Raw genomic sequence first — 22,013 nt, 5'->3', positions numbered from 1 at the left:
CCTCTCTCCCCCGCCCCTTCCCCCTCCGCGGCCCCTTCTCCCTCCGCGCCTTCCGCTTCCCCACCCGTCGCCAACCGCAGATACACATCGGACCCCACCCCGGTCAGCACCTCCCCCACGATCTCCGCCCCGGACGTCATCCCGCCCAGCTCCGCCACCTCCCCCGGAATACGGTCGAGCCCGAACAGCTCCGTATGGTCCGCACAGGCGAACTCCACCGGTCGGAGAGTTTCCGGCCAACCCGCCAACTCCTGTGCAGCACAGTGCAGTTGCTTCAGCTCGGCAACCCGGTCCGGCACCGGGGGCAGCACCCCGCGCGCCGCTCGTTTCGCCGCCTTCGCAAACCGGTCGGGCACCGCCAGCACGCTCCCCAGCAGCGCCTCCGCCCGCCGCGCCGCCATCAACGGCCCACGCCCCAGCCATGCGTACGCCACCGCCCCCTGCTCCACCAGCCGGGCCGGCCCGCGCTCGACGGCCGTGATCCCCACCTTGAGCAGGCCGGGACCGAAGTACGCGAGATAGACGCCGTACGGGCGCGGATCATCGGCCATGGTGTCCGCGGCCACCGACCGCGACCGGTCCAACTGGGCGCACCGCGCGCACTGATCCCTGGCACTCGCACCGTCGAGCACCGCACCGTACGGGCACACGAGCCGGCGGCCGGCCCGCCGCACGCCCAGACAGCGCCGCTTCCCCTGCGTTGCGAACGCCAGCACCTTGCCCGCGGGGAGCATGCTCACCCGCTCCTCGTCCCGCTCCGCGCAGTACCAGCCGAGCCGCTGCCCGAACCGCCCCTCCGGCCCCGGCCCCGGCCCCGGCCCCGGCCCCGGCCCGCCACCTGACCAGCGCGGTCCCGTACATCGCCACACACCGCCAGCGTACGACCACCCACTGACAACACCGCCCGCACACAGAACGCCGCACATCAGGCCACGCCCCCACCGCCCCCCGAGCGCCCACCCGTACGCGCACCAGCCCCTCCGAAACCACCCCTCCCTCACGCAACCATCCCGCCCCCGCCTCCCGGCCCCCGGAACGTGCTCCGATAGGCCCGCGGCGACACCCCCAGCGCCGACTGGAGATGCATCCGCAGCGAGGCCGCCGTCCCGAAGCCCGCCTCCGCCGCGATCCGGTCCACCGTCAGCTCCGTCTCCTCCAGCAACTGCCGCGCCCGCTCGATCCGTTGCTGCGTCAGCCACTGCAACGGCGAGATCCCGACCTCCTCCCGGAACCGCCGGGTGAAGGTCCGTACGCTCATCGACTCCCGCGCCGCCAGCTCCCGCAGGCTCAGCGGCCGGTCCAGATGCTCCAGCGCCCAGGCCCTCGCCACACCCGTGGAGGACATCTGCGGCTCCGGCATCGGCCGCCGGATGTACTGCGCCTGCCCGCCCTCCCGGTGCGGCGGCACGACCGTCCGCCGTGCCACATCGTTGGCCACCGCCGCCCCGTGATCACACCGGACCATGTGCAGACACAGATCGATCCCGGAGGCGACCCCGGCCGCGGTCAGCACCTCGCCCTCGTCCGTGTACAGCACATCCGCGTCCAGCTCGACGGCCGGGAACAACCGGCGGAAGTCGTCCGCCGACCGCCAGTGCGTGGTCGCCCGCCGTCCGTCCAGCAGCCCGGCCGCGGCCAGCACGAATGCCCCCGTACAGATCGACGCGATCCGGGTCCCCGGCCGGATCCGCCCCAGGGCATCGGCCATCGCCCGGCCCAGCCGCCCCGCGCTCCGCTCCTCCGCCCGTCCGTAGTCCGCCCCGGACGCCGGTACGACCACGGTGTCGGCCTCCGCCAGCGCCTCCGGCCCGTAAGCGACATTCACCGTGAAGTCCGTGTCCGTCCGCACCTCACCGGGCTCCAACGCGCAGGTCACCAGCTCATAGAGCCGCTCCCCGTCCGCCGACCTGGCCTCCCCGAAGATCCGGTGCACGATGCCCACCTCGATCGGCAGCATCCCGTCCCGCACCAGCACCGCCACCCGGTGCGGCCTCCCTCTCCCCGGCACGGCCCGCACATGCCCACCACCGATACCGCCACCACTGCCGCTCTCCACCACACTCATGGCCCGATCCTGGCACACAATGACCATCGGGCCACTCGTATGCACCCGCCGGCCCCACGACAGTGGAGGACATGAAGGTCCTCTGGCTGTTCGCCCACCCCGACCAGCGCTCCCTGAGCGGCGCGCTCAAGACCGAGGGACTGTGCACCCTCGAAGCCCACGGCCACCAGCACCGCGTCTCCGACCTGTACGCCATGAAGTGGAACCCGGTGGTCGACGCCGCCGACTACGACCACGACCCGGCCGACCGCCTGCTCGTCGGCCCGGCCTCCGAACGCGCCTACTCGGACGGCCACTTGAGCCCGGACATCGCCGCCGAGCAGCAGAAGCTCACCTGGGCGGACACGCTGATCATCCAGTTCCCCCTCTGGTGGTACGGAATGCCCGCCATCCTCAAGGGCTGGTTCGACCGCGTCTTCGTCAAGGGCTTCGCCTTCGGCGTCACCGACCCCGTCACCGGCCGCCCCCAGCGCTACGGCGACGGCAATCTCACCGGCAAGCGCGCCATGGTCATCACCACGGCCGGCGCCCGCGCCGCGACCCTCGGCCCGCGCGGCGTCAACGGAGACCTCAACGACCTCCTCTTCCCCCTCCAGCACGGCACCCTCTGGTACACCGGGATCTCCGTCGTCCCGCCCCTCCTGATCCCCGGCGCGGACCGCACCACCCCCACCGCCTTCGCCACCGCCGCCACCCGCCTGCACGAGCGGCTGCACAGCCTCCCCACCACCGAGCCGCTGCCCTTCCGCCACCAGAACAACGGCGACTACGACGACGACCTGCTCCTGCACCCCCACCTGGCCCGGCCCCACACCGGTCCGGCCGCCCACTACACCGCCCCGCCCCCACCGGTCCGCGGCTGAACCGCACGCACAAAAGCCGCAGGCCCAGTGGAAGTGAATCCACTGGGCCTGCGGCGTCAGTAGCGGGGACAGGATTTGAACCTGCGACCTCTGGGTTATGAGCCCAGCGAGCTACCGAGCTGCTCCACCCCGCGTCGGTGAAATGAACACTACGCCACTCCCCCACCAATGCCTAATCGTTTCCCTGACCACCACCCCACGCCCCCACCACCCACCTTCAACTCATCTCCCCCTCAACCCGGTTGCAGCACTTGGCCGCCCGCACCCCGCCTCCCCCGTGCACAAGAGCTGTGCGAGGACAAGTTCAACCTCAAGGAAGCCGACCGAAAGGCCGGCGGCCCACCCGGCCCCGACACCGGCCCCCCACACCACGCAGCCGGCCGGCAAGCCAACCAGCACCCCGCAGAACCCCGACGGCGACCTCGCCGACACCGGGACCGACACCCCCATCGGCTGGATCGCGTCCCTCGCCGCATCGCCGACCGCAGCCGGCGGAGGACTCGTCCGCTGGATGCGCCGCGACATTGATGCTCCCAAGGACGCCTTCGGGCACGATGAACTGGCCGCAGCAGTGGTCGATTTCTGTGATCGGTGGAACAGCGGTGTCTCACATCTGGCCTCTGACGGTGCAGAGGTCTCCGACCGGCTGAACCACTGCGTCAAGAGCTACGCAAAGGCTGAGCAACATGTCCAACTCTCAGCTCAGGGCATTCTTCATTCCTCATCCGGAAAAGATCCGGGGGCGTCCTGATGGCTCAGCTTGGTGAGACGTCGAATCCCCGCGAGCTTGTCCTTGGCGCACCGGGTGCTCTGACCGCGACCGCACAATCTCTACTTGCCTACGGTGATGTACTCCAAGAGGCTGGCCAAGGGTTGGCGAAAATCGACACTGAGACCGGCTGGCGCGGCAAAGCCGGTGATGCCTTCCGTGATCGTTTCCATGGTCAGCCGGCCAGATGGTTAGGGGCAGGCAAGGATTTCCACGCAGCCGCGACCGCCTTGTACGAATACATCCACACCCTGCGCGCAGCTCAACAGCGCGCTGACGATGCCATATCCCAATTCGCACGCGGCGAGGCTAGTACCAAAACTGCCGAGAGAGCCCACGCTCAGCAAGTTAGTGAGGCGTCCAGTAGAGGGGACAGCGTCGACATCCCTTTTCGCGATCCTGGCGAAGCGGACCGTACTTCCGCCCGTGAGGATCTCGAAACTGCTCGCGGCAATGTGAAAGACGCTGGGAACACCGCGGCCAGGCTGGTGAGGAAGGCCACGGGGTCCGCCACGGAGCGCCCAGGATTCTGGTCCGAAGTCGGCGACTTCTTCAGCGATGTGGGTGAAGGGTTGGTGGACGGAAGTATAGACGTTCTCACTGGCCTTGCCTCCTTCGGAAACGCCATCTCCAGCATCCGGGCGACACCGCGGCGCTGCTCGGCGGCACGCTCCTGACCGGGGTCAGCGCCGGCGGTGAAGGGCTGGGCATTGCCCTGGACGTCACCGGCGCTGGTGCCGTCGCTGGAGTACCGCTCGGCGCTGTCTCCGCTGCGGGGATCGCCACTGGCGTCGGCCTGGCAGGCGCCGGCGCCGATCTCGCCCAGCACGCCGCAAACGACTCCAAGGTCGAACCTCTACAGAGGAACAGCGAAGGGCCTGGCGCCAGCGGATCCGAACAGCAGCAAGCGTCCGAGCTGATTAAGAACGGTCAGCATTACAAGGGCACCGGTGGTCGCGCAGGGAACAATCTGCCGGTGGAGGGCGGTCCGGAAAACGGAACGCTCTACAAGACCAATCCGGAGACCGGGAAAGTAAGCAACTATACAACTTACGATTCCGAAGGACGCCCTTTGAAGCGTGTAAACTTGGAAGGCGATTCACATGGAGGGGTGGAGACCCCGCATGTCGTAGAATATACGCATAATGCCAATCCGAAGACCGGTGAAGTCTTCGTGCGCCCATCAAGGTCAGTGCGCGCCGCATTCCCCTGGGAGATCCCGTGAGCAGCAGTAAACCGGCGTGGTCCGAGCGTGAGCTGCCGGTGTTCTTCAGGCAATGGCGCACTGACTGGAAGGACGAGGGTCTCTCACCGGACAACTACCTTGACTTCGAGGGTGGCCTGCGTTTCGTCTTGGCTGCAGCCTGGCTGTTCTGCCCTGAGACGGTCGAGTACCGCGGCTGCGTATTCCTCAAGGAAAGCTTCACTCAGAGCACTGTCGATGACTGGTTCACGAAGCTGGAGGAGGATCGACGCCGCATCGAACTCGTCGTCAACCACGTCGAGTTGTGGGCTATTTTCAGCAACACCCCTTTGACGGATGACAATCAGCTCGGGGAGGAACTGCCCCAACTCGCGCTGGCTCTGGGGGAGTGCTGGCAGGGAGTCCTGTCCGCGCGCTACCCCGACCGAAAGATCACGGTCGAGGTGAGCGACGAGGAGGACGGCTCCTACGGGCCGACTGTGACTTTCTGGACATCCCCGGCCATCTCGGCCTTCGGCTAGGCCGTTTCCTGCGGATCATCTTGTTGACCAGAGCGCTCGGTGCCGTCAGCCGCGGTGGCGGGGCGGTGCTGCGCCGGGGCGACCGGCGGCCTCGCGTTCCGCTCTGATTTCCCGGCGCTGTTCGTCCAGGTACTGGGAGCTTTCGCGTTCCGCTGCAAGGCGTTCGCTCTCCGACATCGCATCCCAGCGCTGCTGGAAGGTTTCGAAGCGAACTTCGAGGGACTCGCTCCGGGGCAGGCCGTCGATGGCTTCACGGATGCCGCGCCGACCCGACATGACGTCCCTGGCCATCGCGGCCAACGGATCGCGGCCGTCCCCTTGCGCAAGATTCTTCAGCATTTTCCGCAGCATGCGGGCCCTGGCCTCATCTTTGGCCAGCCCCATGAATTCGGCGTCGCCGACTTCACGCTCATTTTGGCTTGACTGCATTCTTCCCCGATTTCCCTGTCTCGATTTTCACTATCACCCGGAGATGCTTGCACTGCCACCAGGGCAAAGCGTCAGACCACCGGACTGTCGTATGCTTTACCGGGCAAGGGAAATTTGATCGCCTTGTTCTCGATAGAGGAACTGATGCCGCTGACGAGCGCCACAGAGCCATTGATTGCGGTCTGGAGTTCACTGATGACCGTGGTCAGCTTGGACCACATGTTGATCATGGCGATGACCTCTCCGGCGATCGCACCCGCGGCGATCGCCGGACCGAACAGTGTGAAACTCGTCGAGGCGCCGGCCAGCGCAGTCAGTCCGACGATCGCCGCAGTATCCAGAATTCCCTGGAGCAGGTCGCCGCACGCCTCAGCCGCATTCCAGACCGCTTCTGTGGTCTTCTCGTAGTTCTCCTTCAGATCAACGAAGGAGTCCTTCATTTCTGCGATGTCCTTCGAGAGCGTCTCGAAGTAGATGTACGCGGCGTCTGCGGCGTTGCCATTCCAGGACTTATCCAGTGCCGTATTGCCGGCCTTGATGTTCTCCGCAAGGTCCTCGCAGAAGTCACCCATGGCCTTCCACGCCTTAGCGCACTGCGCATACTCTGCCCAGTCGCCAGCGATCAGCTTCTTCGCCTCGTCAACCGGGTTGAATTCAAAGGCGATCTCCAACCCCTTGCTGATCACCCAGGAAGGACTCAACACATCGCCGAAGGACAGGAGGTCCTTAACCACCCCACCTTCCGGCTCCTCCTTGTCGTCATCCACTTTTGGCGCCACCAGACGACTGGTTGGTTTTGCTACGTCCGCAAATCCCATATCAATCCCCTCCCGAGCCGAGCATGTCTCGGATTAACGCTTGGAAGCCGGGTAGGTGGCATCCATTTTGGTAGCCTCACCTCGGTCAGTAGAGTCGTAATGCTTTGCGGAGCTAACCAGTTCGGCGGATGAAGCGCCGAGAATCTTGTGCAGAATCTTGAGGGTGTTTTGCACGCGGTTCACCACATCCTCGTGGCCGCCACTCCACAGCTGAGCCACCGTAGAGATGGGGCCGACATCCGAGGCGAGCATCTCGCATGACTTCTTTACATAATCCCGTGATTCCTCGACGTCATCCGCGGCTCGTTTCACCTGCTTCCCGAAGCCGGTCAGATCGTCTGGATCCACCGAAAAGCTCACCCTGCCCCCATTCGTAACTTTGACGCGCCTGTTGCGCGCTGATACCGTACTCTAGTGAAAATTTTCAGCGATGACGGCAGCAATCTTCCATCGCTTGAACTTGGCGGTGAGACAAGCGACCCCACTGACCAATACATCCAGCGTCAGGTGCGGGGCTGGGCACTACTCCCCCTCTTTTTCGCGATCCTCCTCCCCTGGCTCTGGGTGTACTTCGCGTTCACTTATGACCTCCGGAAGGACCTCCCCTTCCTCGCCCTCGTGGTGACGCACGCCGGGCTGGCGCTCATCTGGCTTGGACGCCGCAGCTCACGCCGCCTGCTCACCTGGGCGGGCGTCGGCTGCTATCCACTCGCTGTCGCCCTGTGTCTGCTGTTGCAGAACGTTCTCTAGCGGTCTGCGGCACAGCTCCTTCTCCGGCACCGTCCCGGGCCCTGGCCACCCAGCCGTCCAGGGGGATCAAGTCCCAATCCCGGGGATGACTAGAGTCCGTCTTCAAAGATCATCGAGTTGGTGGATCATGGTGGGGTGATACGCCGCCATGAACTCACTGATCAGGAGTGGGAGTTACTCGCTCCGCTGATACCGCGGGCCGCTACGGGACGGCCGCGTGTGTCGGACCGGCAGGTCATCAACGGCATGGTTTACAAGATCCGGACCGGGATCTCCTGGCGTGACCTGCCGGAACGCTACGGGCCGTGGCAGACGGTCTACACGCGCTTTGGCCGTTATGCCATGGACGGCATGTTCACCCGGGCTCTCCAGCACATCCAGGCCGAGGCGGACGCGGCCGGCGACATCGACTGGCTCGTCCAGATCGACTCCACCATCGTCCGCGCTCATCAGCACGCCGCCACCACCGGCCGAAAAGGGGGATCAGTCGGCCGGACGAAACGGGTGATCACGCCCTTGGCCGGTCCCGAGGCGGACTGACCACCAAAATCCACCTCGCCTGCGACGGCCGCGGCCGGCCACTCGCGATCCTGCTGACCCCCGGCCAACGCCACGACAGCATCTGTGCACAGCCGCTCCTGGAACGGATCCGGGTCCCTCGCCTCGGCATGGGCCGACCCCGCTGCCGCCCTGACCAGGTCATCGCCGACAAGGCCTACAGCTCCCGCGGATTCCGCGCCTACCTGCGTAAACGCGGCATCGCACACACCACCCCAGAGAAGACGGACCAACGAAGGCACCGGCACAACCGTGGCCGCCATGGCGGCAGGCCGCCAGGATTCGACCGGCAGGTCTACCGACAACGCAACGTCGTCGAGCGCTGCTTCAATCGCCTCAGGAGCTTTCGCGGCATCGCCACCAGATACGACAAGACCGCCACCTCCTACGAAGCAGCGGTCAGTCTCGCCTCATTCCTACTCTGGGCAAGATCCGTTTGAAGACGGACCCTAGTTCAGCAACCGACGACCGTCATGGGCACGCACCTGCGGCTCCCCAGCATCAAGCGCATCGAGGACCCGCACCGCGTACGCCTCCACCATGTGGCTCTCGACCTCGTCGCGGGTGAACCAGCGCACCTCGACGGACTCAGCTGATGTGTGTTCCTCGCCGCCGACCGGCCGGCAGCGGAAGACCAAGGCGACGACGCCGCGGGTCATGTTCTTGTAGACGCCGGTCAGACGCTCCGCTTCGACCTTGATTCCGGTCTCTTCCAGGACCTCTCGGCAGGCGCCGTCCTCGGGGTGTTCGTCCAGTTCAAGGACGCCGCCCGGACTTGATCGAAGCACTCGCGCTGAGCCAGGACGTCCAGCCCACTCACATCCGCGTCGCCCCCGGATACGATGGGGCGACGTGGCTGGACCTGGGCCGCGACGACGGGCAGTCCGTCCGCATCCACCCCACCGGGTGGGACATCCGCACCCCCGACCCGCGCGAGGTGTGCTGGCGGCGCACCCAGCTCACCGGCGAACTGCCCCTGCCCGCACGGGACACCGACGGCAAGGGCATCGACCTCCTGCTGAGGCTGACCAACTTCGCCACCGCAGAGACCGAATGCCTGGCCCTCGCCTGGCTCATCGGCTGCCTCGGCCCGTCCGTGCCCGTCCCCGCCCCCTTCCTCACCGGCCCCCAGGGCGCGGGCAAGTCCACGGCGGGCCGGATGCTGGTTCGGATCATTGAGGGCATGACCGGCGACCTGCGCCGCGCGCCGAAGGATGAAGAGAACCTGATCACCGCCGTCGCCGCCGGATGGGTCACTGCCCTGGACAACCTGAGCCACCTGGCCCCGGACCTGTCCGACCTGATGTGCTGCATCGTCACCGGAGCCGAGAGCATCAAGCGCGCTCTCTTCAGCGACGGCGACGTCGTCCGCTCCCGCTACCGCCGCCCCCTGCTCCTGACCGGCATCGACGTCGGCGTCATCCGCCCCGACCTCGCCGAACGCCTCCTACCGCTGCGCTTGGAGCGCCCCAGGGTGCGGCGGACCGAGGCGGAGCTCTGGACGGAGTTCGAACCCGCGCTACCCGTCATCCTCGGTTCCCTCCTCGACCTCACCGTCAAAGTCCGGGCGACCGACGCCGACATCCCCACCGACCTGCGCATGGCGGACTTCGCCCACCTGTGCGCGCAGCTCGACGCCGCGACCGGCTTCCAGACCCTCACCGCCTACCGGAGCAGCCTGGACGAACTCAACGACGACGTCATCGAAGGCGACCTGCTCGCGCAGACCGTCCTCAAGTACGCCGCCACCCTCGCCCCGGGCACGGAAGCACGGATGACGTCCTCGGAGTGGCTGCACTGCCTCACCGGCCTCTACAGCGGCGACGAACTCCGCCCTCTGCCCAAAGGGTGGCCCACCACCGGGAAAGTCCTCTCGGACCGTCTCAAGCGTCTTCAGCCCACCCTCGCGGCCCGAGGCGTCCTCATCGACTGGGGCCGCACCAAAGAAGGCCGCTACATCGAAATGACCCGACGCCCGGCCCTACCGCCCCACGAGCAACAGTCGATGCCCTGACCGGCGTCCACCACCGGCACAGACAAGCAAGAGGAGCACCCGTCGGCAAGGCCCCGGGTGCTCCTCTTGCTGTTCGGCGGAACGCCGCCCAACGGTCGCGCCGCGAAGCGGCTCCTTCTTCACGCCTGAAGCGGCACCGCACCACAACAGAAACCACCCCCTCTTTTTTTCCTAAGAAGGGGAAAGCTGCGTCACCCGCGTCACCAGAAGGCCCAAAACAGTCCCTGAGCTGCTGCAACAGGGACGACACAGGACGGCTTCGGCTGCGTCATCCCGCGTCACCTGCGTCACCCCACGACGCACGCCTGCGTCACCGATGACGCACCCCCAATCCTCTGCGTCACCACAAACCCGCAGGTCAGAAGCACACATGACGCTAATGACGCGATGGCGCAGAAATCCGCGCCTCGGACAGACGCCCCGTGGAAACGGGCGCGTTCGACCTACCAACTCAACAGAGAGCCAGCCCATGGAGGCAGCCGTGAGCACAGCTCCGCCCACCTCAATCGACGCGCTACGGGTGCCGGAAGTCATGACGGCACTGCGCCTCAGCCGCAGCAAGGTCTACGACCTCATCCGCTCGAACGAACTCCCCAGCATCACGATCGGGCGAGCCCGCCGCATCCCGGTCGACAGCGTCCGCGCGTACATGCGCGACCGATTGGAGGAAGCTGCCTGATGGCTAAGCGACGCGCCAACGGCGAAGGAACGATCACCAAGCGCACCGACGGGCGCTATCACGCCGCCGCCTACGTCTACCGGCCCGACGGGACCAGGGTGCGGAAGTTCGTCTATGGCAAGACTCGCGAGGACGTGGGCAACAAGCTCATCGAATTGCAGGAGAAGACCCGGCAGGGAATCCCGGCCGCCACGTCCGCGATGGCGTTCGGCGACTTCCTCACTTACTGGCTCGCAGCCATCGCGCCCACCCGCCTCAAGCCCGCGACACTCAACAGCTACGAGGGCCTCTCACGGCTCTACATCACCCCCCCTCGGCAAGAAGAAGCTCAACCGCCTCTCCCCTACCGACATCCGGCTGTTCCTCGCAGCGTTCAGGAGTGGTTGCCTCTGCTGCCTGCGGGGTGTCGACTCAGCACGCGCCAAGGAAGACCGGACGTGCTGCGCCGTGAACAAGTGCTGCAAGCGCCGGCCGTCGGCCCGCACCGTGCAGTACGTTCACGCCGTGCTCCGGTCCGCGCTCCAACAGGCCGTCCGGGAGGAGCTCATCGCACGCAACGTCGCCCGAATTGTGGAGACCCCCACCGTCGAGCGTCAGGAGGTGCGCCCGCTGGACGCCGCAGAGGCAAAGATTCTGCTCAGGACGGCCCGCAACCACCGGCTCTACGCCCTGTGGCTTCTGCTCATCTCCACGGGCCTGCGCCGCGGGGAAGCCCTCGGGCTCACCTGGTCGGACATCGACCTCGCCACCGGTCAGCTCCGCGTCCGGCGCAATCTCCAGCGCATCGAGCGCGAATTGCTCTTCGGTACCCCGAAAACGGCCCGCTCGCTCCGGACGGTGTCCCTGCCCAAGAGGTGTGGGGACGCGCTCACCGCCCACCAAGCCAAGCAGGCGGAGGAGCAGAAGGTTGCCGGCGCGAAGTGGAAGCCGGTCCCGGATCAGCCGAACGGACTGGTCTTCACCACGGCCACCGGCCGAGCCACTGACCCCCGCAGCCTCAACCGCATGCTCACGATCCTGTGCCGGAACGCCAAGGTTCGTCGCGTGCGGGTGCACGACCTCCGCCACACCTGCGCCTCATTGCTGCTGGCTCAGGGCGTCGATGCCCGCACGATCATGGAGACGCTGGGCCACAGCACCATCACCATGACGCTGGATACGTACGCGCATGTGATGCAGACCACTCTCAAGCTGCGGCTGACCGGATGGATGACGCCTTGGGGATGGACGACCTGAGCGACGAAGAGAAGGGCGATCCGGAGTACCCGCCGGCCGCGTGATGCCCACCGCGCACCGCGTTGATGTCACCCGCTGATGCCAAAGGCCCCCTGGACGATATCCAGGGGGCCTTTGACCTGTGTGCGCTCGGCAGGATTCGAACCTGCAACCTTCTGATCCGTAGCTCTGAAGAGATCGGTCACTGGAGGTCATACAGGCTGCGAGGAGGAGTATGGCGACCGGTGTCCGGTGCTGGCGGTCGCTGGGGTTGCTGTACTTCGTTGCTGTACAGCACGATCGGGGCCGGGGGTGAGAGCGTGCAACGAGAACGACTCGAACAGTTGCTGAGAGGTGACGACGAGACCTCGGCGGCCGCTCTGGCTGCTCTCCGCGCCGGCGCTTCTTATGTTGTCTGGGATGGCACGACGCCTGCCCAGTCACTCGCCGGAGTTTATGGGCGCCGGCTCAGACACACCCTCCAGAAGGGCATCGAGACGTCCGGCCTTGAGCAGGCCGTGCAACGTCTCAACCGATACGGCGGACCGGTCCGGCTGGGTCAGATCCGGGCTACTGACGGGTCGTGGATCTTCATGCTGTTCCTCGACCAGGACGGCGGCACGCTGGTGGCGTGCACCGGCGTCCGGCAAAGCCGACCGGTCCCGCATCCTTCAGATGCCTGCTGAGGCCAACACGGATGTTTGGCGAAACCTGGCCCGGCCCCGCGAATGAGTGCTGTCCTGAGATGCCTTGTGTACCCAATTATGAAAAGCAACTGACCACACATCACATCTGGCGCTAACGTCTCAGTCGTCCCTGTGGGCCTTGCGGCCCCGCACCCTTGCACTCCAGGACGCCCGTGAAGATCAAGCGCGTATGTATCGAGAACTTCTGCTGCCTGCGTAGGCTGGATGTCTCCTTCGATTCCATAACTTCCCTCATCGGCCCCACTGGCGTCGGAAAATCCACGGTGCTGCGCGCACTTGACTGGTTCTTCAACGGAGACAAAGGCGGAGCGCTCGGTGATGAGGATGTTCACTCGGCGGCAGAGGGCAAACGGATCCGTGTGGAAGTGGAGTTCGACGGGCTAACTGTGTTCGACCGTGCCGAGTTGGGCTACTACGCGCCCGACGGCGTTGAAACCGTGCGGATCTGGCGCACCTGGGAGGACGGGGACGACCGGATCACTGGGAAGGCCCTGGCGTACCCAGCCTTCGATGAGATCAGACGACATGAGGGAAAGCGCGAGAAGCACAATGCGTATAAGGAGCTGCGAGGGAGCGACCCTGGTCTGGGCTTGCCTGCGACGCGGGGTTGGGACGATGCCGAGGCTGCCATGCGCGTCTGGGAGTCGCAAAACCGTGATCAGCTCGCCGAAACGGACGTCGAGGGGACACAGTTCTTTGGCTTCGCTGGTCAAGGATTGCTTGCGAAGCTGATCGACTTCGTGTTCATCTCCGCTGACCTTCGCGCGTACGAGGAGGCGGACGACGGCAAGGCCACAGTGGTAGGCAGGATCCTTGAGCACGCGGTGGACCGCTCCGAGGCGGATGCGCGGTTCACAGCGATCGAGGACGACGCCCAGGCTGCTCGCGTGAAGGTGCACGAGGAGATCTACGGGCCGATGCTCAAGAAGCTGTCCGGTTCGTTGTCCGACGAGGTCGCCAAATTCAGTACGGGGCGGAACATCGTCGTGAAACCTGTGGCGCAGACTCCGAAGCCGACCAGGACAGCTTTCTCGGTCAGCATCAAGGACGGAGCAGCCGTGACTTCGGTGCGCCGCCAGGGGCACGGCTTCCAGCGAGCGCTGATCATCGCAGCGTTGAAGTACCTCGCAGAGACTCGTCGACCTGAGGACGGTACCCGGTCGCTCTGCCTCGCGATCGAGGAGCCGGAGCTGTTCCAGCACCCGGCGCAGACACGTGTCTTCGCTCAGGTTCTCCGCGGCCTCGTCGCCTCGGCGGCCGACCGAACTCAGGTGATGTACGCGACCCATAGCCCCGTCTTCATCGACCCTCGCAACTACGAGCAGATCCGTCGCCTGGCCAGGGTGGGCAGTGGAGAACATCCCGATGTCGCGGTGCGACAGCTCTCTGAACAGGATCTGGTGAATTCTCTCGACCGTCGAGTCTCGGAAAAGTCCATCCGCCGCCATGCGACAACGCGATACGTGAAAGACCTCGCAGAAGGGCTGTTCGTCACGGCTGCGGTGCTCGTCGAAGGAGAGGCCGATGAGGCCGTCATCACTGGGTTTGCCGAACAGCAGGGCCTAAACCTCGGGGCGAACGGGATCAGCATCATCAATGTGGAAGGGAAGGACAACCTTGTACTCGCCCACGCCATCCTGAATGGATTCGGTGTCAGGAGCTACATCGTCTTCGACGGCGACACAGGGCCTAAGGCGTTGGCAGGAAAGCCTGAGGCATTCCATGCAGCGGGCGAGAAGAACATGAACATCCTTGGCTACCTAGGTGCATCCGCAACCGCTCGACCGGACACGGCATGCGAGACGACTCATACGGTTTTTGAGGATGACTCGGAGGCGTATCTCTCCGAGTACTGGCCGGCGTGGCACGAGCGGCGCAAGGAACTGGCTAAGCAGGGCGACGGTTACGTTGCTGATTGCAAGCACGCTCCGACGTACGCCGAGGCCGCTCGTACCGCCGGGGGAGAGCCGAAACTTCTGTACGCCCTGCTGGAGAACGTGATGAAGCTGGCCAGATAGCCGTCGAACCCTCGCACGACGCATGAACTGCCGCTCCCTGTGCTGAACGGGCGGACCGTCAGGGGCGATCCCTGTCGAAGCAAGCCGGGCTGACTTCGACGGGTGACTGCATGCGGAAGCGCTGAATGGTAGATCCGCTTCTTCTGTTCTGGCGCACGGGTCGTGCAGCAAACGGGCTGCGCGCCCCGGCCTCTCACTAACGGCTGATGGGCATCTCGTAGACGATCTCACATAGCGCGGCCGGTACGACGATGTCCGCTGTCTCCACGGGCTGCCCTTGGTCGCTGTAGTACGTCCGCCGGATGTGCGTGACCAGGCTGCCCTTCTGAATGCCGAGGAGCGATGCCTCCTTGGCATTCGCTTGCCGCGGCTCCGGCTGCTCCACTGCGTGGCTGATCGTGATGCCGATCTCGGCCATGCGGTTCACCACGCCCGCGCCTGCGTGCGGCCCTCCCTCGGGGAGGACGACGACGGTGCCGGCGGTGAGGTCGTACGGCTCCCAGCTCGTCGACAGCTGCACGGGCTTGCCGTCGGCGAGGAACTCGTACACGGTGCGGACGCACAGATCACCCTCGGCGATACCGAGCCGCGACGAGATCTCGGCCGGCGCCGGCACCTTCGCCTCGGTCCGGCTTTCCCAATCCCCCGACTTGCCCACGGCCTTCATGTCCGCGCGGAACGGGGAACCGTCAGGCTGCTCGCGCGCCGAGGAACGGACCACGCGTACGCGCTGACGAGGGGCGGCGACGTAGGTACCGGAGCCGGCGCGACCTTCCAGCGCCCCCTGGGAGATCAGTAGCTCTTGAGCCCGACGAATCACGTTCTCGCCGACGCCGCATTCCTCGGCGATCTGGGCGCGAGACGGGAGCCGGTCTCCCGGCGCCCACTCATGCTCCGCGATCCGTCGCCGGAGCTCGTCAGCGATGCGGAGATACGGCGGCTGCTCAGGCATATGGAAAATCTAGTCCACTAGCTCTAATCTAGTTAACTAGCTTCACTCAAGGTGATCACCCAACGACGGAGGCTGCCCTGTGCCTGCTTCGGAAGCAAGCGCCGAAGACATCGCAGCCCGGTTGTCCGCCGCCGGACTCACCCCGCGCCTGGAGCAGCACGCCCAACTCGCATCGATCGAAGCGGAGGTACCGGAATCGCTCTCCGCCGAGTCGTGGCGGGAGGCCTTGGAAGCAGTAGCGGAGGCCGACCGATTCGGGCTCCTCGCCAACAGCTTGAACGGCCGCACCTTATGGGCCGCCGTGCGCAGAGCGGCCCCCGCGACGGGCGATGTCCGGGGGCCTGGCCATCAGCGATAGGAGCTGATCAGCATGTTCAACCGTATCCGCCATCACGTCTCGCACACCGAGGGGTGGTGCGCCCCGATGAGTCGGCGCCACCGTTCCCTGATGCCCGTCGGTCCGGGCGTCGCACCTCACGGTCACTTTGCGCACAACTGGTTCGCGACGGCGGAGGTCCTCTGATGCCTCCTCGTCAGAAGCACTGCGTGACCAACCCGAAGGCCGATACCTATCACTCGAGTTCCTGCCGGATCGGTAGGCACAGTGAGTGCGCGCATTCCTCGCCCGCGGCTGCACCGATCGGCGTTCCCATCGTCTACGAGGCGTGCAGTTGCTCCTGCCACACAGTGGTCTCCCATGGTGACCGAACGGACGGATCCCAGTGAGGGGCTGGGCGCCGGGTGGTGCACCGGCCGCCCCTGTCGAGATCGCTTCTGCCAGCGTGCAGCGCGGCGACGTCATCCTGATCGGCGGCCATTCGTGTCGTGTCACCGACCTGCTCCAGCTTCCCGGCGGAGCGAAGCGTCTGTCGGGCGAACTGCTCACCATGCACGCCCTGTCTCGGCTTGTAGCCCTACGCACACTGAGAAGGTGGTGATGCTGTCCGTGACTTCTCGCCGTCACGTCATCGCCGATGACATTCGGACCAAGATCTCGACCGGCCGGATCAAGGTCGGCACATGTCTCCCTTCCGAGGCGCAGCTCGCTTCCCGCTACGGGGTCAGCACGGCGACGCTGCGGAGCGCCCTCTCGGTCCTGCAGGGCGAAGGGCTCGTCGAGAAGATTCACGGCAAGGGCAACTTCATCCGCTCCCCCCTCCGCAGAATCACGTACGTCGGCGGTGGTCACACGTTCAGGATGGAGTGCTCGGCCGAATCGCCGTTACGCGTCAGCGTCCGCACCACCAACCTTCAGGCGCACGGTCAACTGAGCTGTCTGCTGAGGGTGCCGGCTAGCAGCCCGCTAACCGAATTCCTCTACCTCACCCACGAGGGAAAGACACCGCACAGCCTTGCTCGCATCTACGTACCTCGCGATCTGTCGCCAACCGACGTTCCAGCCGAATCGCACTGCTGCAAGAGCGTTGAGGCGAAGCTGGCAGAGCTTCGTCCGCCACTGGCCGAGGTCCGAGAGCGAGTCAGCTCTCGTCCTCCGACACCAGAGGAAGCGGCGACCCTTCGCATCGGCTCGCCCCTGTCAGTGCTCGCGATCACGCGCGTGGCGACCGACCGCACGGGACGTGTAGTCGAGGCGGCGCTCCTGGTGCTTCCCGGTGACCGCGCCGACGCATTCTTCACCACCCACCACATGACCGACGAGAGGACAAGCGGAGGATGACGACCCACCACGAGCTGCGGCTCCTCCCGTGGTCAGGACCCGAGGGAAACCCCTGCTATCTGAGCACCGAGGACAATGGCGGATACCTATCGCGCTTGGCTGACAACACCGAAGCGGTGCAGCTGGAGATGGCTGGCGAACTCCTGGAGCACGCAGTCGAAGTACTCGGCGGTGGGGAGGCGGGGCTGACCGAGCTCCGGCTCCTGGCGCTGGACATGAGTGGAGCCCTGCGAGACGTGCGCCGGGTAGCGATCAGCCGCGGTCATCGCCTGCCGCTCACGGATCCTCCCGCTTGCGAAGGGGGCGACGAGGGCCCTCAGCTGCCGGCGGCGGCCTTCGGCTAGCAGCGACACATCGAACGGGAGGGGAGCCTCAATTTGAGCATTGAGGCTCCCCTCCCGTTCGTTGCGGCCATGCGGCGGACAGGGGCACGGCAATTCTCGAGGGGAGCGTCGCCGCAGCTGGCCCGGAGGCAGAAAGTCAATCGGCATCTACCGGCCCTGCGCCGAAGAGCCTTCCAGCGAGCAGGGCATGCACAGCGCGCCCAGGCACGCTGGAGACATTATCCGCTTGGCGCTGAGGAATCAGGAAGAAGGAATCCTTCCCCTCCCCGTCAATTACCGCCCCTTGCACGAGGAAAGGCTTGAGAGAATCCTTCTGAGGCGGGACGGTAATGAATAGAATTTTTCCGCCCTCGTATGGGATCACGCCTATTCCGATTCCCTCAATGGCAGGATAGACTCGGGAATCGAGGATGCTTCGGTAGCGCTGGTCAAGCTTATTTGGTATATCTAGTGGCGTAATTTTAGAAAAGCGATCGCCAGTCGCGTCGCCCTTTGTTCGCATTCCCAGAATTAGGATACCACCGCTAGGCGAGTTGGCGAATTGAGTCACGTCTTTCGCTAGTTCAATCCTTCCGGCAGTCTTTTCAATATCATAGAGGGCGGACTTGGCTTCTAGCTGCCCATCTTCCCGCCATCCCAGCAGGGAATCTATTTCACCACTCACGATCATCTTGGTCGCGTGTTGTGCGGTCACGCGCCCCATATCGCTGGCGGGCCAGCCGATCATTTCGATTATTCGAGCACAGTTGAGCAGCTGCCAAACTGTGCGATCGCCGACTACCCAGCTGACCGTGATCTCGTGGGTTTGCTCCTGTGGAGAATCGAAATATTCCGTCTTCACCACATGGGCATCGATCGACGCGAGTACCTTAGCCGACTCCGCATAGAACCGATCGAAGGGGATGCGCGGATGCGACTGCACGGAAAGGATCGCTAAAGGATTTCCATCCTTCCCCATCCTTAAAATTGCGCTCGGCTCCTCTCTGGCGTCATCTAGAAAGAAAAGGGATGATTCCGAGTGGTCTACCTGCTTCCCTTCGGGAAGCGAGATAAGCCTACCAACGTGATACCCAATCTCGCGAAGCCCGGCAACTATCGGAAAGTCGAGCAGTTCGTCGTAGTTACCAAGTGCTTCCCAGTAGCCGACATCGTCTACATACAGGGTGACTTCAAGGTGCATTCCGTCATGAAACTCAAAAGTCACTCTACTATCGGAATTGGGGGCGAACTTGGTTGATTTGATGAGCCTCATTGCTTAGTGGCCTCCGCGACGACTCCTGACTCTGCTGTCACGCTACAGCCGAATTTGAGCCGATGGCACGGTTTTGAGTGGCCGCATGCCAGGGAGAGGCGCGTGGGTGTTGAGCGGGTGGAGCTGGAGCCAGGTCGCTACAACGCGACTGCGGTGAAGGCGTGACCGAAACAGGCAAAACGTACGTTTATGCTCAGGGGGTGCGGAGGAAGGATGGGTGTTGACGACACTTCCCGCACTTGGGCCGCTTGAGTGGTCGGTCCTCATCGCTCCCCGCCCGGCGGTCGTACCCATGATCAGAGCTCATACGGGCGTTTTGCCTGGTCACCGCTCAAGTCCTGCTGGGTTTGAATCGACAGCCTTCGCTATGCAAGATCGATCATGTCGATGCTTGAACCTACCCAACTCTGCTCGTGCGCGTTGCCCTTGATGTCAGCGTTGATATCAGCCAGTAGTGTGGCTTGTCTTGGCTTGGTTGCCTCAGTCGTAGGCGAGTTGAGCAAGGTCGCTTCTCTGGCGCCGATAGGCGCGAAGGGGGTTATGTGTCCGCACAGTTGATCGTTTCGCTCGTAATCGCGGCTCTCACGGTTTGCGGAGGGTTGTGGCAAGCGCGCCGGAGGGAACTGCGGAGTCGTGAACGAGCGAAGCACGATGTAGAGCTCCTCACTTCGCTTCCAGACGGAAGTGCAATGAAAGAAGAACTGACGCGACACATCGATGAAACGATCAAGAAGATGATTGCCGAGGACGGCCGTAGTCGTGATCCATTCGGAATTGCACTGGCGTTGGTGATGCTTCTCATCGCAGCAGGCTTGTTCGTGGCAGCGGTCATCAGCAGGGGCGCGTGGTGGTGGCTGACTGCACCAGCGACGTTGATTGCCATCATCGCCTTGCCAGGTCTGGTCAAGGAGTCCACCCCCCAGATTCGTGATCAAGACCCGAGGGTTGAGCGCGCGTAAGGTCGGCTCTGCGGCTTTGGCCGGTGTCCTGCCCGGTTTGGGGTCGAGCATGAGCAGGGGGCCGTACGCTGGCCGGCAACTCGGGCAGGCTTGTGAGCTGCCCGGAATTTGAACGAGTGGCCCCCTGGTCTTGCTCGACGCGGGACCCGAACCGGGGAGGTGGGTAAAGCCGTGGAGCCGACCGCCCCCACCCCCGGCCTGGTCTTTCGCCCCTTGTGGGCGCGGGCGTCGACGGCGCGCGGCCCCGGCGGCGGAGACGAGGAGGGAGCCGTGCGGCGGCGACGGCCGACGCCGCCGCGCTGTGCGCGGCACCTCTGATCTCTGATCTGACTGCTTGCAGTTCCAGGAGGCCGGGAACGTCAGCGCTCCTGCGCTGACGCGTGGTGTGCTCCTGAACTGCCCCTACCGCGGGGCCGGGTAGCGAGCGCAGCGAGCCTTGATGAAGTAGGGAAAGTTCTATCGCACTGGGGCCAGCCGCTTGCCGTCGTGGCTTCGTACGTGAGGGCCCGCCCCGTCCAGGGCGTCCAGGAGCCGGATCGAGTAGACCTCGGCCATGGACTCCGCCACCTCCTCGGGCGTGAACCAGGTGACCGCCGTCGACTCGCCAGAGGTCCGCTCCTCGCCTCCCACCGGCTTGCAGCGGAAGACCAGGGCGACGATGCCGCGTGTCGTGTTCTTGTAGACCCCGGTGAGCTCGTCGACCTCGACGTGGATGCCCGTCTCTTCCCAGACCTCGCGCCGTACGCCGGCCTCCGGGGTCTCTTCGAGTTCGAGCACTCCGCCCGGGAGTTCCCAAGCGCCATTGTCGGCCCGCCGGATGGTCAGGAGCTTGCCGTCCTCGCGGACCACCACTCCGGCCACGGACACGGAATGCAGTGGCGTTGACTGGGCTTCCGAGACGCTGTTACTCATGTACAGGAGCATAGGAGGATGGGAAGAACGATGGGAACCGCGGTAGGAGGGGGCAAGGCCGTACCTCGATACGTGCAGATCGCCGACGATGTCCTCCAGCAGATCAGGGCTGGGGTCCTCAAGCCCGGCGAGATGGTCCCGAGTGAATCCGAGCTGGTCGAGCGCTACGGCGTCTCGGGCGGCACGATCCGCAAGGCGATGGTGGAGGTCCGGGCGAGCGGCCTGGTGGAGACCCGCCACGGCAAGGGCTCGATCGTGAAGGACCGGCCGCCGGTGCGGCACCGTTCCTCCGACCGCTTCCGTCGCTCGCACCGGCAGGGCGGCAAGGCTGCGTATCTGGCGGAGTCCGCGCAGTCGGGGGCTACGGCCAAGGTCAGCGTTCTCTACATCGGGCCCATGGAGGTCCCCGAGGACGTGGCCGAGCGGCTCGGGGTCGAGCCCGGCACGCAGGTTCTCGCCCGCCGGCGGCTGTACTTCCGTAACGGCACCCCGGTCGAGACGGCCAGCTCGTACCTGCCGTGGGATGTCGTGAAGGACATCCCCGAGCTCTTCGCCGAGAATCCCGGCGGTGGCGGTATCTACGCCCGACTCGAAGACCACGGGCATGAGTTCGCCGAGTTCGTGGAGACCTTGCAGGCCCGGTCCGCCACCAAGGCCGAAGCGTCCGAGCTGGCGCTCAGCCCCGGTTCCCCCGTCGTGCATCTCGTCCGTGAGGCGCTGACGACCGAAGGCCGCGTGGTGGAGGTCTGCGACACCCTCATGGCCGCTGACCAGTTCGTTTTCAGCTACCGCATCCCCGCGACGGACTGACACCCGCTCAACTCTCCTCAGCCCGCCCCGACTTCTTCGTCGAGGCGGGTTGACTCATGTACAGGAGTCGGGCACTCTTCTTCATGTCACTCATGTACATGAGTGACAGAGTTCAGGACCTATAGAGGAGTGATCCGTAGTGCGTCAGATCCCCGTCGACACCTCCGCCGCGACCGTGATGGTTGCGAAGCAGCCGCAGATCAAGGTCAAGGACCGCCGTACCGGTGAGGTCGCCCTCGACGTCGAGACCGGGGCGAAGCTGATGACCGTGGACGTGATGTTCGCCGCCAACGATGCGGTGGAGATCCTGTCCGTCACCGTCCCCGAGAGCGGGGTCTCCGGTGAGCTGGGCATGGGCACGCCGGTGGCGCTGACCGGCCTGATCGCCCGTCCCTGGGAGAACGAGTTCAACGGGCAGAAGCGGCACGGAATCGCGTTCCGCGCCGTGGCGGTCACCTCGCTCGCCGCCGGTGGCTCGCAGGCTGAGGCGGCCTGA

At 65.0% G+C, this 22,013-nt stretch carries 26 protein-coding genes, 1 tRNA gene and 1 pseudogene; 17 read left to right on the top strand and 11 right to left on the bottom strand.

Annotated elements, in window-relative coordinates:
* A partial coding sequence (locus tag IF67_RS0124195; protein WP_267959229.1) for a DUF2797 domain-containing protein occupies positions 1–869 on the bottom strand: 869 nt, incomplete at its 3' end.
* A 128-nt stretch (positions 870–997) separates the two neighbouring features.
* Positions 998–2,065 (bottom strand): GlxA family transcriptional regulator, encoded by a 1,068-nt coding sequence (locus IF67_RS0124190; RefSeq protein WP_107050290.1) that lies wholly within the window; start codon positions 2,063–2,065, stop codon positions 998–1,000.
* A gap of 71 nt (positions 2,066–2,136) precedes the next feature.
* Here IF67_RS0124190 and IF67_RS0124185 point away from each other — a divergent pair, with 71 nt between their 5' ends.
* Positions 2,137–2,928 (top strand): NAD(P)H-dependent oxidoreductase, encoded by a 792-nt coding sequence (locus IF67_RS0124185; protein WP_030988983.1) that lies wholly within the window; start codon positions 2,137–2,139, stop codon positions 2,926–2,928.
* Positions 2,929–2,988: 60 nt separating this feature from the next.
* On the opposite strand, the gene IF67_RS0124180 is transcribed toward IF67_RS0124185, so the two are convergent.
* A tRNA-Met gene (locus IF67_RS0124180) sits at positions 2,989–3,062 on the bottom strand.
* Positions 3,063–3,439: 377 nt separating this feature from the next.
* Here IF67_RS0124180 and IF67_RS41960 point away from each other — a divergent pair.
* The 4 genes from IF67_RS41960 (at position 3,440) to IF67_RS0124170 (ending at position 5,422) form a co-directional block, all read left to right on the top strand.
* Positions 3,440–3,679 carry a hypothetical protein gene (locus IF67_RS41960; RefSeq protein ID WP_234341291.1) on the top strand — a complete coding sequence of 80 codons (240 nt, stop codon included), beginning with the start codon at positions 3,440–3,442 and terminating at the stop codon, positions 3,677–3,679.
* On the top strand, positions 3,679–4,374 hold the full coding sequence (locus IF67_RS45170) for a putative T7SS-secreted protein (RefSeq protein WP_234341290.1): 696 nt from the start codon (positions 3,679–3,681) through the stop codon (positions 4,372–4,374). The genes IF67_RS41960 and IF67_RS45170 overlap by 1 nt, the downstream gene beginning before the upstream one ends.
* Positions 4,375–4,673: 299 nt before the next feature.
* Positions 4,674–4,922: a polymorphic toxin type 24 domain-containing protein gene (locus IF67_RS45165; RefSeq protein ID WP_234341288.1), complete on the top strand. Its 249-nt coding sequence runs from the start codon at positions 4,674–4,676 to the stop codon at positions 4,920–4,922.
* Entirely contained in the window at positions 4,919–5,422 is a 504-nt protein-coding gene (locus tag IF67_RS0124170; protein ID WP_030988980.1) for a hypothetical protein, read from the top strand. Before IF67_RS45165 ends, IF67_RS0124170 begins: the two co-directional genes overlap by 4 nt.
* Before the next feature lie 45 nt (positions 5,423–5,467).
* On the opposite strand, the gene IF67_RS0124165 is transcribed toward IF67_RS0124170, so the two are convergent.
* From IF67_RS0124165 to IF67_RS0124155, 3 genes are all read right to left on the bottom strand, one after another.
* On the bottom strand, positions 5,468–5,851 hold the full coding sequence (locus tag IF67_RS0124165; protein ID WP_030988978.1) for a hypothetical protein: 384 nt from the start codon (positions 5,849–5,851) through the stop codon (positions 5,468–5,470).
* Positions 5,852–5,922: 71 nt separating this feature from the next.
* On the bottom strand, positions 5,923–6,669 hold the full coding sequence (locus IF67_RS0124160; RefSeq protein WP_158713155.1) for a hypothetical protein: 747 nt from the start codon (positions 6,667–6,669) through the stop codon (positions 5,923–5,925).
* Between the two features lie 33 nt (positions 6,670–6,702).
* Positions 6,703–7,029: a hypothetical protein gene (locus IF67_RS0124155; protein WP_158713154.1), complete on the bottom strand. Its 327-nt coding sequence runs from the start codon at positions 7,027–7,029 to the stop codon at positions 6,703–6,705.
* 54 nt (positions 7,030–7,083) lie between these two features.
* Between IF67_RS0124155 and IF67_RS0124150 the strand changes: the two genes are divergently transcribed.
* Positions 7,084–7,419 carry a hypothetical protein gene (locus IF67_RS0124150; RefSeq protein ID WP_158713153.1) on the top strand — a complete coding sequence of 112 codons (336 nt, stop codon included), beginning with the start codon at positions 7,084–7,086 and terminating at the stop codon, positions 7,417–7,419.
* A 138-nt stretch (positions 7,420–7,557) separates the two neighbouring features.
* Positions 7,558–8,417 (top strand): IS5 family transposase gene (locus IF67_RS41950; RefSeq protein ID WP_420708712.1). Its coding sequence is split into 2 segments (ribosomal slippage): positions 7,558–7,912 and positions 7,912–8,417, totalling 861 coding nucleotides; the frame shifts between segments, so codons are not numbered across the junction.
* Between the two features lie 9 nt (positions 8,418–8,426).
* On the opposite strand, the gene IF67_RS0124140 is transcribed toward IF67_RS41950, so the two are convergent.
* Positions 8,427–8,765 carry an NUDIX hydrolase gene (locus IF67_RS0124140; protein ID WP_037839761.1) on the bottom strand — a complete coding sequence of 113 codons (339 nt, stop codon included), beginning with the start codon at positions 8,763–8,765 and terminating at the stop codon, positions 8,427–8,429.
* Between IF67_RS0124140 and IF67_RS0124135 the strand changes: the two are divergent.
* From IF67_RS0124135 to IF67_RS0124120, 5 genes and pseudogenes are all read left to right on the top strand, one after another.
* Positions 8,750–9,991: pseudogene (locus IF67_RS0124135) on the top strand (ATP-binding protein); the annotation flags it as partial. The gene IF67_RS0124140 and the pseudogene IF67_RS0124135 sit on opposite strands and share 16 nt — an antisense overlap.
* A 481-nt stretch (positions 9,992–10,472) precedes the next feature.
* The gene (locus IF67_RS0124130) at positions 10,473–10,670 is read left to right on the top strand and encodes a helix-turn-helix domain-containing protein (RefSeq protein ID WP_078889597.1); all 198 of its coding nucleotides are present in this window, start codon (positions 10,473–10,475) and stop codon (positions 10,668–10,670) included.
* Positions 10,671–11,174: 504 nt separating this feature from the next.
* Entirely contained in the window at positions 11,175–11,906 is a 732-nt protein-coding gene (locus tag IF67_RS45160; RefSeq protein ID WP_234341286.1) for a tyrosine-type recombinase/integrase, read from the top strand.
* Positions 11,907–12,205: 299 nt separating this feature from the next.
* On the top strand, positions 12,206–12,571 hold the full coding sequence (locus IF67_RS41945) for a hypothetical protein (RefSeq protein WP_078889596.1): 366 nt from the start codon (positions 12,206–12,208) through the stop codon (positions 12,569–12,571).
* 173 nt (positions 12,572–12,744) lie between these two features.
* On the top strand, positions 12,745–14,610 hold the full coding sequence (locus IF67_RS0124120) for an ATP-dependent nuclease (RefSeq protein ID WP_037839760.1): 1,866 nt from the start codon (positions 12,745–12,747) through the stop codon (positions 14,608–14,610).
* Positions 14,611–14,806: 196 nt separating this feature from the next.
* Here the strand turns inward: IF67_RS0124120 and IF67_RS0124115 are convergent, their stop codons facing one another.
* Positions 14,807–15,562 (bottom strand): GntR family transcriptional regulator, encoded by a 756-nt coding sequence (locus IF67_RS0124115; RefSeq protein WP_030988961.1) that lies wholly within the window; start codon positions 15,560–15,562, stop codon positions 14,807–14,809.
* 79 nt (positions 15,563–15,641) lie between these two features.
* Here IF67_RS0124115 and IF67_RS45155 point away from each other — a divergent pair, with 79 nt between their 5' ends.
* Positions 15,642–15,920 carry a hypothetical protein gene (locus IF67_RS45155; RefSeq protein WP_078889592.1) on the top strand — a complete coding sequence of 93 codons (279 nt, stop codon included), beginning with the start codon at positions 15,642–15,644 and terminating at the stop codon, positions 15,918–15,920.
* 579 nt (positions 15,921–16,499) lie between these two features.
* Positions 16,500–17,240, top strand: coding sequence for a GntR family transcriptional regulator (locus tag IF67_RS0124110; protein WP_030988959.1), 741 nt, complete (start codon positions 16,500–16,502; stop codon positions 17,238–17,240).
* A gap of 86 nt (positions 17,241–17,326) precedes the next feature.
* On the opposite strand, the gene IF67_RS46015 is transcribed toward IF67_RS0124110, so the two are convergent.
* Together IF67_RS46015 and IF67_RS43855 are read right to left on the bottom strand one after the other, a co-directional pair.
* Entirely contained in the window at positions 17,327–17,506 is a 180-nt protein-coding gene (locus IF67_RS46015) for a hypothetical protein (RefSeq protein ID WP_158713152.1), read from the bottom strand.
* Between the two features lie 214 nt (positions 17,507–17,720).
* The gene (locus IF67_RS43855) at positions 17,721–18,836 is read right to left on the bottom strand and encodes a helix-turn-helix domain-containing protein (protein WP_158713151.1); all 1,116 of its coding nucleotides are present in this window, start codon (positions 18,834–18,836) and stop codon (positions 17,721–17,723) included.
* 689 nt (positions 18,837–19,525) lie between these two features.
* Here IF67_RS43855 and IF67_RS0124100 point away from each other — a divergent pair.
* Complete coding sequence (locus IF67_RS0124100; RefSeq protein WP_030988954.1) at positions 19,526–19,795, top strand: hypothetical protein; 270 nt, start codon at positions 19,526–19,528, stop codon at positions 19,793–19,795.
* Positions 19,796–20,251: 456 nt separating this feature from the next.
* Here IF67_RS0124100 and IF67_RS0124095 read toward each other — a convergent pair whose 3' ends face one another.
* On the bottom strand, positions 20,252–20,719 hold the full coding sequence (locus tag IF67_RS0124095) for an NUDIX hydrolase (RefSeq protein WP_030988953.1): 468 nt from the start codon (positions 20,717–20,719) through the stop codon (positions 20,252–20,254).
* 18 nt (positions 20,720–20,737) lie between these two features.
* Between IF67_RS0124095 and IF67_RS0124090 the strand changes: the two genes are divergently transcribed.
* Positions 20,738–21,517 carry a GntR family transcriptional regulator gene (locus IF67_RS0124090; RefSeq protein WP_030988951.1) on the top strand — a complete coding sequence of 260 codons (780 nt, stop codon included), beginning with the start codon at positions 20,738–20,740 and terminating at the stop codon, positions 21,515–21,517.
* Between the two features lie 139 nt (positions 21,518–21,656).
* Complete coding sequence (locus tag IF67_RS0124085; RefSeq protein ID WP_030988949.1) at positions 21,657–22,013, top strand: hypothetical protein; 357 nt, start codon at positions 21,657–21,659, stop codon at positions 22,011–22,013.

The sequence above is a fragment of the Streptomyces sp. NRRL S-1813 genome (genome assembly GCF_000719605.1).
Lineage (GTDB): Bacteria > Actinomycetota > Actinomycetes > Streptomycetales > Streptomycetaceae > Streptomyces > Streptomyces decoyicus.
Note: the sequence above shows the minus strand (reverse complement) of the source record. Positions and strands in the feature narration are given on the sequence as shown.

Coding starts and splice junctions, on each gene's coding strand:
- IF67_RS0124165 (WP_030988978.1), bottom strand. CDS start 5,851: ATGCAGTCAAGCCAAAATGAGCGTGAAGTCGGCGACGCCGAATTCATG.
- IF67_RS0124095 (WP_030988953.1), bottom strand. CDS start 20,719: ATGCTCCTGTACATGAGTAACAGCGTCTCGGAAGCCCAGTCAACGCCA.
- IF67_RS0124090 (WP_030988951.1), top strand. CDS start 20,738: ATGGGAACCGCGGTAGGAGGGGGCAAGGCCGTACCTCGATACGTGCAG.
- IF67_RS45170 (WP_234341290.1), top strand. CDS start 3,679: ATGGCTCAGCTTGGTGAGACGTCGAATCCCCGCGAGCTTGTCCTTGGC.
- IF67_RS0124110 (WP_030988959.1), top strand. CDS start 16,500: ATGCTGTCCGTGACTTCTCGCCGTCACGTCATCGCCGATGACATTCGG.
- IF67_RS0124115 (WP_030988961.1), bottom strand. CDS start 15,562: ATGCCTGAGCAGCCGCCGTATCTCCGCATCGCTGACGAGCTCCGGCGA.
- IF67_RS0124190 (WP_107050290.1), bottom strand. CDS start 2,065: ATGAGTGTGGTGGAGAGCGGCAGTGGTGGCGGTATCGGTGGTGGGCAT.
- IF67_RS46015 (WP_158713152.1), bottom strand. CDS start 17,506: ATGACCGCGGCTGATCGCTACCCGGCGCACGTCTCGCAGGGCTCCACT.
- IF67_RS0124160 (WP_158713155.1), bottom strand. CDS start 6,669: ATGGGATTTGCGGACGTAGCAAAACCAACCAGTCGTCTGGTGGCGCCA.
- IF67_RS43855 (WP_158713151.1), bottom strand. CDS start 18,836: ATGAGGCTCATCAAATCAACCAAGTTCGCCCCCAATTCCGATAGTAGA.
- IF67_RS0124100 (WP_030988954.1), top strand. CDS start 19,526: ATGAAAGAAGAACTGACGCGACACATCGATGAAACGATCAAGAAGATG.
- IF67_RS0124185 (WP_030988983.1), top strand. CDS start 2,137: ATGAAGGTCCTCTGGCTGTTCGCCCACCCCGACCAGCGCTCCCTGAGC.
- IF67_RS41960 (WP_234341291.1), top strand. CDS start 3,440: ATGCGCCGCGACATTGATGCTCCCAAGGACGCCTTCGGGCACGATGAA.